Genomic DNA, 13,448 nt, shown 5'->3' on the forward strand with positions numbered 1-13,448 from the left:
GCTCGGGGGAGGGAACGGCACGCAATGGGACAATGGCTCCAACCACGGGCAAAGAATGGCATAGCGCGAGGTCCACCGGTAGCCGGACCGGCCCGACCCACTCTTCCGGGCAGCGCCCGCCGATCGGTTCGGACAGCCGACCGACTGCCCGAACCGGAACGGCCCGCCCCCGGTCGCTCAGGCCGCCCGCAGCCCCTGCAGCAGGATCTCCAACAGCCGCTCGCCCGGCGAACCGTCCGTCCGCCCGGCCGCCGCCCGCGCCGCGGCCGCGTGCACCGGAACGGCCGCGGTCAGCACCAGCACCACGTCCGACACGCTCACTCCCGGCCGCAGCTCCCCTGCCGCACCGGCCCGCGCGACCAGCGCCGCCAGCAGGTGCAGCAGCAGCCGCGGATCGGCCGACTCCTCGACCGGCTCGTCCGGCACCGGCGCGAACGCCCGCTGCTCCGCACCACGCTGCTCCGGCACCCGACCGATCTCCTCCGCGTACCGGAAGGCGTCCGGCGGCAGCAGCCTGCCCGCGCCCGACGCCGCCGCCCGCTCCAGGAAGCCCGACAGCGCCTCCCACGGACCGGCGGTGGAGCCGTACAGCGACTCCCGGGCCTGCGCGGTCAGCCAGGCGACCTCCTCGGCCGCGATCCGCTGGACCAGCACCTCCTTGCTCGGGAAACGCCGGTACACGGTGCCGACACCGACCCCGGCGCGGCGCGCGACCTCCTCCATCGGCGCGCCGTAGCCGAGTTCGCCGAACACCTCACGGGCGGCCCGCAGCACGCTCTCCAGGTTCCGCCGGGCGTCCACCCGCAGCCGGGATCCGCCGCCGCGGCCGGCCCCCTGCTCCACCTCGACCGGACCGCGCTGCTCGGGCACCACATGCCGGCCCACGGCCACCGGCAGTACCGTCGCGCGTTCCTGATCAGTCATCTCAACCTCCCCCGAAGGCGCCCGCCCCGGGCGCCGAACAGTCCAACCAGCGCACCCCCCGGTGCAACCCTTCCCCGGAACCCCGCCCTCCAGTCGGGCGGCTCGCGGGCGGCTCCGGAGCAGCCGGGCCCGGACCGGCTCCCTCGGCGGCCCGACGCACAATCCGACCATAGTTCAAGGAAGTTCGCGGAAGAAGTGGACCTTTGCCCATCCGATGCCCATCCGATCCGATCCGGAGTGTGGACAAGAGGCCTCCCGGGGGTGCGTCATAGGGGGACACAACAAGGACGTGAAGCGGATCACAGCACAGACGGCGGCCGGAGGTGCCCCATCAGGATCCTGATCATCGGCGGCGGCTGCGCCGGCATGACCACCGCCGGCCGCCTCCAGCAGCTGCTCCGCACGGAACTCCGATCGGGTGACACCGAGATCACCGTCGTCGAGCCGCAGCCCTACCTGACCTACCAGCCCCTGCTCGCCGAGGTGGCCGCCGGCTCCATCGACCCGCGGCACGTCGTCGTCCCGCTGCGCCGCGCCCTGCCGGACTGCCGGGTGCTCACCGCCCGGGTCACCAGGATCGACCACGCCACCAAGCGGGCCTGGGTCGACGCCGCCCCGCGCGGCGAGCTCCGGCTGCCCACCGAAATCCCCTACGACGTGCTGGTGGTGGCGCCGGGAGCGGTCTCCAGGACCGTCCCCGTCCCCGGCCTCGCGGAGCACGGCCTCGGCTTCGCCACCGTCGGCGAGGCGGTCAGCCTGCGCAACCACGTCCTCGAACAGCTCGACCTCGCCTCCACCACCCGCGACCCCGAGCTCCGCCAGGCCGCGCTCACCTTCGTCTTCGTCGGCGCCGGCTACGCGGGCGTCGGCGCGCTCGCCGAACTCGAGGACATGGCCCGGTACGCGGTCAAGGGCTTCCACAACCTCACCACCGACGACCTGCGCTGGGTGCTGGTCGAGGCGACCGACCGGATCCTCCCCGAGGAGTCCGTCGAGCTCGCCGCCCACACCCTCGCCCAGCTGCGCGACCGGGCGGTCGACGTCCGGCTCTCCACCAAGCTGGAGTCCGCCGCCGACCGCCTGATGGTGCTCTCCGACGGCAGCCGCTTCGCCGCCCGCACCCTGGTCTGGACGGCCGGCGTCCGCCCGGCCCCCGTACTCCGCCTCACCGACCTCCCGCTCGACGCCGAGAGCCGGGTGCCCTGCCTGCCCACCCTCCAGGTCGCCACCGCCGACGGCACCGTACTGCCCGACGCCTGGGCCGCCGGCGACTGCGCCGCCGTCCCCGACCCCACCCGCGACGGCGACCCCTGTGCCCCCAACGCCCAGCACGCCCTCGCCCAGGCCGCCCTGCTCGCCGAGAACCTGGTCGCCGTCCTGACGGGCCGGGCGCTCACCGAGTACCGGCCCGGACCGGCCGCCTGCTCCACCTCGCTCGGCCTGCGCAAGGCCGTCGCCCACACCCGCAGCGGCAACCGGGTCACCGGACGCCGCGCCTGGTGGCTGCACCGCGCCCGCCACCTGCGCCGCCTGCCCAGCACCGACCGGCGGATCCGGGTCCTCACCGACTGGCTGCTCGGCGGCCTGTTCAGCCGCGAAGTGGTGACCCTGGGCGCCGTCGAGAACCCCCGCGCCGAGTTCGAGGCCGGCTTCACCGAGAACAGGATCCCGGGGGCGCGCCCGGAGTCGTAGCGGGGGCGCATGAAACCACGGACGCGCCACGATCAGGGCGCGACTTCCGAAACCACCCGGGGGCCTGACAGGATCAGCCCCATCGGATCATCACGCCGAGTATTTGGCTGTACGCAAATCGTGATGATCGTACCTAATCTGGAACCTGCCCCCTCTCTTTCCTACGGACCCTTCCCGACGCCAGACTGCCCCGACCCCGTACCCGTACCGAAGAAGCGGCCGACGTTGAACCTCATGCGCTGGAGCGCCCGGCTCACCGGAGCCCCGTGGCGCGCCGCTCCGCCCACCGCCGACGAGCCGGTCACCGTCCCCGGCCCGCGGGACCCCGTCGTGCCGCCCGGCCTCCTCGACCCGTGCGAGCTGGAGCTCCTCAACGACCAGCGGGACGTCCTGCGCCGACTGCCCGCCCCCGTCGCCGTCACCTACGGACCCCAGCACCAGCTCGGCTACGCCAACCGCGCCTACCGCGAACTCTTCGGCACCCGCACCATCGGCCTGCCCGCCGCCGACGCCCTCCCCGAGCTGAGCACCCTCGGCGTGCTCCCCCTGCTCGACCAGGTCCTGCGCTCCGGCCGTCCCCGCGCCGTCAAGGCGCGCTGCATCCTCGGCCTCAACGGCAGCCGGTACTACAACATCTCCTGCGTACCGCTCGGCGCCGACACCAACGCCCCGATCGGCGTCCTCGTCTTCGCCGCCGAGGTCACCGACCAGGTCCAGGCCGCCGGCCGTCTCCGCGAAGCCGAACGCCGCCAGCGCGAGGCCGCCGTCACCCTCCAGCACAGCCTCCTCCCGCAGAAGCTCGAACAGCCCGCCGACCTCCGGGTCGCCGCCACCTACCAACCCGGCGGCGCCGACGCCGCCGTCGGCGGCGACTGGTACGACGTCATCGGCATCGAAGGCGGCCGGACCGCCCTGGTCATCGGCGACGTCATGGGCCGAGGACTGCGCGCCGCCGCCGTCATGGGCCAGCTGCGCACCGCCGTCCGCGCCTACGCCCGGCTCGACCTCCCGCCCGACCGCGTGATGGGCCTGCTCGACGGCCTCGCCATGGAGATCGACGCCAACCAGATCGCCACCTGCGCGTACGCCGTCTGGGACCCGGCCACCCACAGCCTCCACTACGCCTCCGCCGGCCACCTCCCCCTCCTGCTCCGCTGCCCCGACGGCACCGTCCTGCGCGGCGAGGAACAGAACGGCCCCCCGCTCGGCACAGGCGGCGGCACCCACCTCTCCCACACCCTCCGCCTCCTCCCCGGCACCACCGGCGTCCTCTACACCGACGGCCTGGTCGAGCGCCGCGAGGAGGACATCGACCAAGGGCTCGACCAACTCGCCCGCACCCTCGCCGGCGCCACCGGCACCCCCGACGTGGTCTGCTCCCGCCTGCTCCGGGCGATGGGCGTCACCGCCGAGCACGACGACGACGTGGCGGTGCTCGCCTTCCAGGTGCCACTTGAACCCGGGGCGTCCGGTGTGTAAAGTTCTTCGAGTTGCCTGACAGGGAGCACCGGACACGTGTCTGCGTGGACGGTCCCGGGGCGGCCAATCCTTGGAACACCACTTCTGATCCGTGACGGGTCGCGTCTGTTCGCGTCTCCGTTCGTATTTGTCGTGCGCGTTTAATTGGGTTGCGGCCGGATTCGCTTTTCGGAGCGGGGATCGGCTAGAGTTTGAAACGTCGGACGGGCCGTCAGGCCGCGGAAGACGAAAGCGAGTCGGGAAAGCACACGGTGCGGATCTGATAAGCTGGAAACACGAAAGAACGAAGCGCCCGGAGGGCCCGCTGGAAGGCGGTCCGAAGGAAGTGTCCGTTCCTTGAGAACTCAACAGCGTGCCAAAAGTCAACGCCAGATATGTTGACATCCCCGGCCTCAGAGTCTTCTGGGGTTGGAGATTCCTTTTGAAGTAACACTAGCGAGGACGCAGTGCGCGGGGCCGCCTTATTCCGGTGGTTGCCGTGCCGCTCGACGCGAGTGTGCACCCGATTACGGGTAATCATTCACGGAGAGTTTGATCCTGGCTCAGGACGAACGCTGGCGGCGTGCTTAACACATGCAAGTCGAACGGTGAAGCCCTTCGGGGTGGATCAGTGGCGAACGGGTGAGTAACACGTGGGAAATCTGCCCTGCACTCCGGGACAAGCCTTGGAAACGAGGTCTAATACCGGATATGACCTTCCTCTGCATGGGGGTTGGTGGAAAGCTCCGGCGGTGCAGGATGATCCCGCGGCCTATCAGCTTGTTGGTGGGGTAATGGCCTACCAAGGCGACGACGGGTAGCCGGCCTGAGAGGGCGACCGGCCACACTGGGACTGAGACACGGCCCAGACTCCTACGGGAGGCAGCAGTGGGGAATATTGCACAATGGGCGAAAGCCTGATGCAGCGACGCCGCGTGAGGGATGACGGCCTTCGGGTTGTAAACCTCTTTCAGCAGGGAAGAAGCGCAAGTGACGGTACCTGCAGAAGAAGCACCGGCTAACTACGTGCCAGCAGCCGCGGTAATACGTAGGGTGCGAGCGTTGTCCGGAATTATTGGGCGTAAAGAGCTCGTAGGCGGCCTGTCGCGTCGGATGTGAAAGCCCGGGGCTTAACCCCGGGTCTGCATTCGATACGGGCAGGCTAGAGTGTGGTAGGGGAGATCGGAATTCCTGGTGTAGCGGTGAAATGCGCAGATATCAGGAGGAACACCGGTGGCGAAGGCGGATCTCTGGGCCATTACTGACGCTGAGGAGCGAAAGCGTGGGGAGCGAACAGGATTAGATACCCTGGTAGTCCACGCCGTAAACGTTGGGAACTAGGTGTTGGCGACATTCCACGTCGTCGGTGCCGCAGCTAACGCATTAAGTTCCCCGCCTGGGGAGTACGGCCGCAAGGCTAAAACTCAAAGGAATTGACGGGGGCCCGCACAAGCAGCGGAGCATGTGGCTTAATTCGACGCAACGCGAAGAACCTTACCAAGGCTTGACATACGCCGGAAACGTCCAGAGATGGGCGCCCCCTTGTGGTCGGTGTACAGGTGGTGCATGGTTGTCGTCAGCTCGTGTCGTGAGATGTTGGGTTAAGTCCCGCAACGAGCGCAACCCTTGTTCTGTGTTGCCAGCATGCCTTTCGGGGTGATGGGGACTCACAGGAGACTGCCGGGGTCAACTCGGAGGAAGGTGGGGACGACGTCAAATCATCATGCCCCTTATGTCTTGGGCTGCACACGTGCTACAATGGTCGGTACAAAGGGCTGCGATGCCGCGAGGCGGAGCGAATCCCAAAAAGCCGGCCTCAGTTCGGATTGGGGTCTGCAACTCGACCCCATGAAGTTGGAGTTGCTAGTAATCGCAGATCAGCATGCTGCGGTGAATACGTTCCCGGGCCTTGTACACACCGCCCGTCACGTCACGAAAGTCGGTAACACCCGAAGCCGGTGGCCTAACCCTTGGGAGGGAGCCGTCGAAGGTGGGACCAGCGATTGGGACGAAGTCGTAACAAGGTAGCCGTACCGGAAGGTGCGGCTGGATCACCTCCTTTCTAAGGAGCACATGGCCGGTTGCGAGCGAATGTCTCGCACGGTTGCTCATGGGTGGAACGTTGACTATTCGGCACACACAGTGGGTCTTCCCCCAGTACTGCTTCGGCGTGGAACAGGGTTGGTCTCAGTGGGTGTGTCGGGCACGTTGTTGGGTCCTGAGGGAACGGAAACGTTGTCTCAGTGCCGGTCCCATGCTTGGTGAGGTGGGTGTCTGGTCGTTGTTTGAGAACTGCACAGTGGACGCGAGCATCTGTGGCCAAGTTTTTAAGGGCGCACGGTGGATGCCTTGGCACCAGGAACCGATGAAGGACGTGGGAGGCCGCGATAGGCCCCGGGGAGCTGTCAACCGAGCTTTGATCCGGGGGTGTCCGAATGGGGAAACCCGGCAGTCGTCATGGGCTGTCACCCATACCTGAACACATAGGGTATGTGGAGGGAACGCGGGGAAGTGAAACATCTCAGTACCCGCAGGAAGAGAAAACAACCGTGATTCCGGGAGTAGTGGCGAGCGAAACCGGATGAGGCTAAACCGTCATGGTGTGAGACCCGGCAGGGGTTGCCGTGACGGGGTCGTGGGTTTTTTCTTGATCGGTCTGCCGGCCGGTCGGCGAGTCAGAAACCGTATGGATAGTCGAAGGACATGCGAAAGGTCCGGCGTAGAGGGTAAGACCCCCGTAGGCGAAATCTGTACGGCTCGCTTGAAGAACACCCAAGTAGCACGGGGCCCGAGAAATCCCGTGTGAATCTGGCGGGACCACCCGCTAAGCCTAAATATTCCCTGGTGACCGATAGCGGATAGTACCGTGAGGGAATGGTGAAAAGTACCGCGGGAGCGGAGTGAAATAGTACCTGAAACCGTGTGCCTACAAGCCGTGGGGGCAGCCTTCGGGCTGTGACTGCGTGCCTTTTGAAGAATGAGCCTGCGAGTTTGCGGTGTGTAGCGAGGTTAACCCGTGTGGGGTAGCCGTAGCGAAAGCGAGTCCGAACAGGGCGATTGAGTTGCATGCCCAAGACCCGAAGCGGAGTGATCTAGCCATGGGCAGGTTGAAGCGCGGGTAAGACCGCGTGGAGGACCGAACCCACCAGGGTTGAAAACCTGGGGGATGACCTGTGGTTAGGGGTGAAAGGCCAATCAAACTCCGTGATAGCTGGTTCTCCCCGAAATGCATTTAGGTGCAGCGTCGCGTGTTTCTTGCCGGAGGTAGAGCACTGGATAGGCGATGGGCCTCACCGGGTTACTGACCTTAGCCAAACTCCGAATGCCGGTAAGTGAGAGCGCGGCAGTGAGACTGTGGGGGATAAGCTCCATGGTCGAGAGGGAAACAGCCCAGAACACCGACTAAGGTCCCTAAGCGTGTGCTAAGTGGGAAAGGATGTGGAGTCGCAGAGACAACCAGGAGGTTGGCTTAGAAGCAGCCACCCTTGAAAGAGTGCGTAATAGCTCACTGGTCAAGTGATTCCGCGCCGACAATGTAGCGGGGCTCAAGTACACCACCGAAGTCGTGTCATTGCAGCAAGAGGGCCAACGCCTGCTGTGATGGGTAGGGGAGCGTCGTGTGCCGGGTGAAGCAGCGGAGGAATCCAGTTGTGGACGGTTCACGAGTGAGAATGCAGGCATGAGTAGCGATACAAGAGTGGGAAACTCTTGCGCCGATTGACCAAGGGTTCCTGGGTCAAGCTGATCTGCCCAGGGTAAGTCGGGACCTAAGGCGAGGCCGACAGGCGTAGTCGATGGACAACGGGTTGATATTCCCGTACCCGCTTTGAAGCGCCAACGTCGAACCAGGTGATGCTAAGGCCGTGAAGCCGGCCCGGAGTCTTCGGACGATGGGACGTGGTGGAGCCGCCGGTCCAAGTCTGTAGTAGGTGAGCGATGGGGTGACGCAGGAAGGTAGTCCAGCCCGGGCGGTGGTAGTCCCGGGGTAAGGGTGTAGGGCGTTGTGTAGGCAAATCCGCACAACACGAGCCTGAGACCTGATGCCGAGCCGATTGTGGTGAAGTGGATGATCCTATGCTGTCGAGAAAAGCCTCTAGCGAGTTTCATGGCGGCCCGTACCCCAAACCGACTCAGGTGGTCAGGTAGAGAATACCGAGGCGTTCGGGTGAACTGTGGTTAAGGAACTCGGCAAAATGCCCCCGTAACTTCGGGAGAAGGGGGGCCACGGCTGGTGAGGGGACGTGCTCCCTGAGCTGGTGGTGGCCGCAGAGACCAGCGAGAAGCGACTGTTTACTAAAAACACAGGTCCGTGCGAAGCCGTAAGGCGATGTATACGGACTGACGCCTGCCCGGTGCTGGAACGTTAAGGGGACCGGTTAGTCCGATTTCGGTCGGGCGAAGCTGAGAACTTAAGCGCCAGTAAACGGCGGTGGTAACTATAACCATCCTAAGGTAGCGAAATTCCTTGTCGGGTAAGTTCCGACCTGCACGAATGGCGTAACGACTTCTCGACTGTCTCAACCACAGGCCCGGTGAAATTGCATTACGAGTAAAGATGCTCGTTTCGCGCAGCAGGACGGAAAGACCCCGGGACCTTTACTATAGCTTGATATTGGTGTTCGGTTCGGCTTGTGTAGGATAGGTGGGAGACTGTGAATCCGTGACGCCAGTCATGGTGGAGTCGTCGTTGAAATACCACTCTGGTCGTGCTGGATGTCTAACCTGGGTCCGTGATCCGGATCAGGGACAGTGTCTGGTGGGTAGTTTAACTGGGGCGGTTGCCTCCTAAAGGGTAACGGAGGCGCCCAAAGGTTCCCTCAGCCTGGTTGGCAATCAGGTGTTGAGTGTAAGTGCACAAGGGAGCTTGACTGTGAGACCGACGGGTCGAGCAGGTACGAAAGTAGGGACTAGTGATCCGGCGGTGGCTTGTGGAAGCGCCGTCGCTCAACGGATAAAAGGTACCCCGGGGATAACAGGCTGATCTTCCCCAAGAGTCCATATCGACGGGATGGTTTGGCACCTCGATGTCGGCTCGTCGCATCCTGGGGCTGGAGTAGGTCCCAAGGGTTGGGCTGTTCGCCCATTAAAGCGGTACGCGAGCTGGGTTTAGAACGTCGTGAGACAGTTCGGTCCCTATCCGCTGTGCGCGTAGGAGTGTTGAGAAGGGCTGTCCCTAGTACGAGAGGACCGGGACGGACGAACCTCTGGTGTGCCAGTTGTCCTGCCAAGGGCATGGCTGGTTGGCTACGTTCGGGAGGGATAACCGCTGAAAGCATCTAAGCGGGAAGCCTGCTTCGAGATGAGCACTCCCACCTCCTCGAGAGGGTAAGGCTCCCAGTAGACGACTGGGTTGATAGGCCGGATATGGAAGCCCCGTGAGGGGTGGAGTTGACCGGTACTAATAGGCCGAGGGCTTGTCCTCAGTTGCTCGCGTCCACTGTGTTGGTTCTGAAACCACGAACAGACTCATCGTCTGGCTCGACAGTTTCATAGTGTTTCGGTGGTCATAGCGTGAGGGAAACGCCCGGTTACATTCCGAACCCGGAAGCTAAGCCTCACAGCGCCGATGGTACTGCAGGGGGGACCCTGTGGGAGAGTAGGACGCCGCCGAACAATCTTTCAGAGAAAGCCCCTCCCGGGTCCCGGGAGGGGCTTTTTCGCGTTCACGGGGCGACTTGGGTGTCGTATTCGCTGACGGGACGTAAGGTCGCAGGCATGGAGACTTCGCACGGCGCACCGGACGGCGCCGACATCCGGACCACTTCCGTTCTGACCGCCGAGGACCTGGCCGTGGCCCGCGCGGTCCTGGCCGCGTCGGCGGAGGCCGACGGGCGGGACGCGGTGTCGGAGGCGGGCCGGCTGCGGTTGCGGGTGGACGAGCCCCGGGCGGACGTCCGGCACGTCCTGGTGGCGGACGGGGCGGACCCGGTGGGGTACGCGCAGGTCGAGCAGGGCGGCGGCGGGCCGGTAACGGTGGAGCTGGCGGTGCACCCGGCGGCGCGGGGCCGCGGCTGGGGCCGCCGGCTGGTGGACGCGGTGCTGGGCGCGGAGCCGGGTCCGCTGGACTTCTGGGCGCACGGCGGCCACCCGGCGGCCCGGCACCTGGCCGGTGCGTACGGCGCCGAGCTGGTCCGGGAGCTGCGGCAGATGCGGCGGACGGCGGACGCGCCGGACGAGCAGCCGCTGCCCGCCGGGGTGACGCTGCGGACGTTCGTCCCGGGTGCGGACGACGCGGCGTGGCTGGCACTGAACGCGGCCGCGTTCGCGCACCACCCGGAGCAGGGGTCGTGGACGGCGGCGGACCTGGCGGACCGGATCGCCGAGCCCTGGTTCGACCCGGCGGGCTTCTTCCTGGCGGAGCGGGACGGGGAGCTGGTGGGCTTCCACTGGACGAAGGTGCATCCGGACGGCCTGGGCGAGGTGTACGTGGTCGGGGTGGCGCCGTCGGAGCAGGGGAGCGGGCTCGGGCGGGCGCTGACGGCGGCCGGACTGCGGCACCTGCTGCTGGACCGGAAGACCGGATCGGTGCTGCTGTACGTCGATGCCGACAATCCGGCGGCGGTCCGGGTATATGAACGGTTGGGGTTCACCATTCACGAGGTGGATCTGATGTACCGGGTGGAGCGGCACTGACCGGGGTGACCTGGGCGGAAGGGGTTGTCCGCATGCAGCCACAGGCGTGACCTACTCAGCTTTCCTCCCGGCCATGCGGTGTTTACCGTGGATTCAATTGACGCCGCGAAGATCGCAGGATGACGTCCGTATTGCCCCGTAGTCGCGCTCCACGCGCTGTCCTCGGCTCCGCTCCGGCGGCGCCCGGCGGGTGGGCGTGGGACGGTCGTGACGAGGGGCCCGCGGACGGTCCTCGACCTTCGCCACGCCCGGACTGCGCCCCGCAGGAGGAGCTGGAAACGATGACCATCCCCCGCCCTGTCTCCGAGTCGGCCGACAAGGCCGGTGTGAAGGCCGGAACCACCAAGTCCCGGGCCGCCGGCAACCGGTCGACCGCGAAGTCCGCGGCCAAGCGTTCCGCCCCGGCCAAGGGCGCCGCGGTGCCCGAGACCGAGCCGCAGCCCGCCGCCTCCTCACAGCCCGCCACCCCACAGCCCGCCGCTGCCGCGCAGCCCACGGCGTCCACCGCCCTGCCGGCGGCCGTCTCGGCGGCGCTCGGCCTGGTGACGGCCGACGGCCGGATCGCCGGCGGCTCGTCGACCGCGCGGCCGGAGGACGCTGAGCTGCCCCAGGGCCGCTTCCTGGACCGCGAGCGCAGCTGGCTGGCGTTCAACGAGCGGGTGCTGGAGCTGGCGGAGGATCCGGAGATCCCGCTGCTGGAGCGGGCCAAGTTCCTGGCGATCTTCGCCTCGAACCTGGACGAGTTCTTCATGGTCCGGGTGGCCGGGCTGAAGCGCCGGATCGCCACGGGGGTGGCGCAGCGCAGCGCGTCCGGCCTGCAGCCGCGCGAGGTGCTGGACCTGATCTGGCGTCGGTCCCGGGAGCTGATGGCGCGGCACGCGGCGACCTTCCAGCAGGAGGTGCTGCCGGACCTCGCGACGGAGGGCATCGAGCTGGTCCGCTGGCCGGAGCTGTCGGACAAGGAGCAGGCGCGCCTGCACACGCTGTTCCGCCAGCAGATCTTCCCGGTACTGACGCCGCTGGCGGTCGACCCGGCGCACCCGTTCCCCTACATATCGGGGCTCAGCCTGAACCTGGCGGTCGTGGTGCGGAACCCGGTCTCCGGGCACAAGCACTTCGCCCGGGTGAAGGTGCCGCAGTCGCTGTCCCGGTTCCTGGAGGCGTCGCCGCAGCGGTACGTGCCGCTGGAGGACGTGATGGGGGCGCACCTGGAGGAGCTGTTCCCGGGGATGGAGGTGCTCGCCCACCACGCGTTCCGGGTCACCCGCAACGAGGACCTGGAGGTGGAGGAGGACGACACCGAGAACATCCTGAAGGCGCTGGAGAAGGAGCTGATGCGGCGCCGCTTCGGCCCGCCGGTGCGCCTGGAGGTGGAGGAGTCGATCGACCCCTACATCCTCGACCTGCTGGTGCGCGAGCTGAACATCACCGAGGCGGAGGTCTTCCCGCTGCCCGGGCCGCTGGACCTGACGGGTCTGTTCGGGATCGCGGACCTGGACCGGCCGGAGCTGAAGTACCCGAAGTTCGTGGCGGGCACGGCGCGCGGGCTGACCGACGTGGAGTCGGCGTCGCAGCCGGACATCTTCGCGGCGATGCGCGAGCGGGACGTGCTGCTGCACCACCCGTACGACTCGTTCTCGACCTCAGTGCAGGCGTTCCTGGAGCAGGCGGCGGCGGACCCGCACGTGCTGGCGATCAAGCAGACGCTGTACCGCACCTCGGGCGACTCGCCGATCGTGGACGCGCTGATCGACGCGGCCGAGTCCGGCAAGCAGGTGCTGGTGCTGGTCGAGATCAAGGCGCGGTTCGACGAGCAGGCGAACATCAAGTGGGCGCGGAAGCTGGAGGAGGCCGGCTGCCACGTGGTCTACGGCCTGATCGGGCTGAAGACGCACTGCAAGCTGTCGCTGGTGGTCCGCCAGGAGGGCGAGACGCTGCGGCGGTACTCGCACGTGGGGACGGGCAACTACCACCCGAAGACGGCCCGGCTGTACGAGGACCTGGGGCTGCTGACCGCGGACCCGCAGGTCGGCGCGGACCTCTCCGACCTGTTCAACCGGCTGTCGGGGTACTCGCGGCGGGAGTCCTACCGCCGGTTGCTGACCGCGCCGCGCGGCCTGCGCGACGGGCTGATCTCGCGGATCAACGGGGAGATCGCGCACCACCGGGCCGGGCGTCCGGCGTACGTGAAGCTGAAGGTCAACTCGATCGTCGACGAGGTCGTGATCGACGCGCTGTACCGGGCCTCGCAGGCCGGGGTGCCGGTGGACGTGTGGGTGCGCGGCATCTGCGCGATCCGGCCGGGCGTGCCGGGGCTGAGCGAGAACATCCGGGTGCGGTCGATCCTGGGGCGCTTCCTGGAGCACTCGCGGCTCTTCGTCTTCGGCAACGGCGGCGATCCGGAGGTGTGGATAGGCAGTGCCGACATGATGCACCGCAACCTGGACCGCCGGATCGAGGCGCTGGTGCGGGTGGCCGACCCGGCGCAGCGGGCCGAGCTGTCGGGCCTGCTGGACCTGGGGGTGTCGGACGAGACGGACTCCTGGCACCTGGGGCCGGACGGGTCGTGGACGCGCCGTTCGCAGGACGCGGAGGGGCGGCCGCTGCGGCACGTGCAGGACCTGCTGATCGACTCGCGGCGACGCCACCGCAACGCGGCCGCCGCCCGCTGAGGCCCAGCGCACTCGCTGAGCCCCAGCGCACGGCCGACCGACCGGCTGCTCGCCGGGCGGTCGGCGCCG

General features: G+C 67.0%; 5 protein-coding genes and 3 rRNA genes. 7 read left to right on the forward strand and 1 reads right to left on the reverse strand.

What is annotated here, in order from left to right:
• Nucleotides 1-177: 177 nt before the first annotated feature.
• Nucleotides 178-924: a TetR/AcrR family transcriptional regulator gene (locus ABEB06_RS21265; protein ID WP_345698462.1), complete on the reverse strand. Its 747-nt coding sequence runs from the start codon at nucleotides 922-924 to the stop codon at nucleotides 178-180.
• A 261-nt stretch (nucleotides 925-1,185) separates the two neighbouring features.
• On the opposite strand from ABEB06_RS21265, the gene ABEB06_RS21270 reads away from it, so the two are divergent.
• From ABEB06_RS21270 to ABEB06_RS21300, 7 genes are all read left to right on the forward strand, one after another.
• Nucleotides 1,186-2,616 (forward strand): NAD(P)/FAD-dependent oxidoreductase, encoded by a 1,431-nt coding sequence (locus tag ABEB06_RS21270; RefSeq protein ID WP_425559669.1) that lies wholly within the window; start codon nucleotides 1,186-1,188, stop codon nucleotides 2,614-2,616.
• A 234-nt stretch (nucleotides 2,617-2,850) separates the two neighbouring features.
• Nucleotides 2,851-4,095, forward strand: a complete 1,245-nt coding sequence (locus tag ABEB06_RS21275) for a PP2C family protein-serine/threonine phosphatase (RefSeq protein ID WP_425559788.1) — start codon at nucleotides 2,851-2,853, stop codon at nucleotides 4,093-4,095.
• Nucleotides 4,096-4,614: 519 nt separating this feature from the next.
• A 16S ribosomal RNA gene (locus ABEB06_RS21280) occupies nucleotides 4,615-6,136 on the forward strand.
• A 255-nt stretch (nucleotides 6,137-6,391) separates the two neighbouring features.
• Nucleotides 6,392-9,496: ribosomal RNA gene (locus ABEB06_RS21285) — 23S ribosomal RNA — on the forward strand.
• Nucleotides 9,497-9,570: 74 nt separating this feature from the next.
• Nucleotides 9,571-9,687 (forward strand): 5S ribosomal RNA (gene rrf, locus ABEB06_RS21290).
• The 16S, 23S and 5S rRNA genes sit together here, the layout of an rRNA operon.
• A 102-nt stretch (nucleotides 9,688-9,789) precedes the next feature.
• Entirely contained in the window at nucleotides 9,790-10,707 is a 918-nt protein-coding gene (mshD, locus tag ABEB06_RS21295; protein ID WP_345698463.1) for a mycothiol synthase, read from the forward strand.
• A gap of 281 nt (nucleotides 10,708-10,988) precedes the next feature.
• Nucleotides 10,989-13,379, forward strand: coding sequence for an RNA degradosome polyphosphate kinase (locus ABEB06_RS21300; protein ID WP_345698464.1), 2,391 nt, complete (start codon nucleotides 10,989-10,991; stop codon nucleotides 13,377-13,379).
• The last annotated feature ends 69 nt before the right edge of the window (nucleotides 13,380-13,448 follow it).

Origin of the sequence: Kitasatospora terrestris, from assembly GCF_039542905.1 — a bacterium.
Taxonomy (GTDB): Bacteria; Actinomycetota; Actinomycetes; order Streptomycetales; family Streptomycetaceae; genus Kitasatospora; species Kitasatospora terrestris.

Bases quoted from the DNA above. Each gene is read 5' to 3' on its own strand.
- ABEB06_RS21265 (WP_345698462.1), bottom strand. From the start codon at position 924: ATGACTGATCAGGAACGCGCGACGGTACTGCCGGTGGCCGTGGGCCGG.
- ABEB06_RS21275 (WP_425559788.1), top strand. From the start codon at position 2,851: ATGCGCTGGAGCGCCCGGCTCACCGGAGCCCCGTGGCGCGCCGCTCCG.
- ABEB06_RS21300 (WP_345698464.1), top strand. From the start codon at position 10,989: ATGACCATCCCCCGCCCTGTCTCCGAGTCGGCCGACAAGGCCGGTGTG.
- mshD (WP_345698463.1), top strand. From the start codon at position 9,790: ATGGAGACTTCGCACGGCGCACCGGACGGCGCCGACATCCGGACCACT.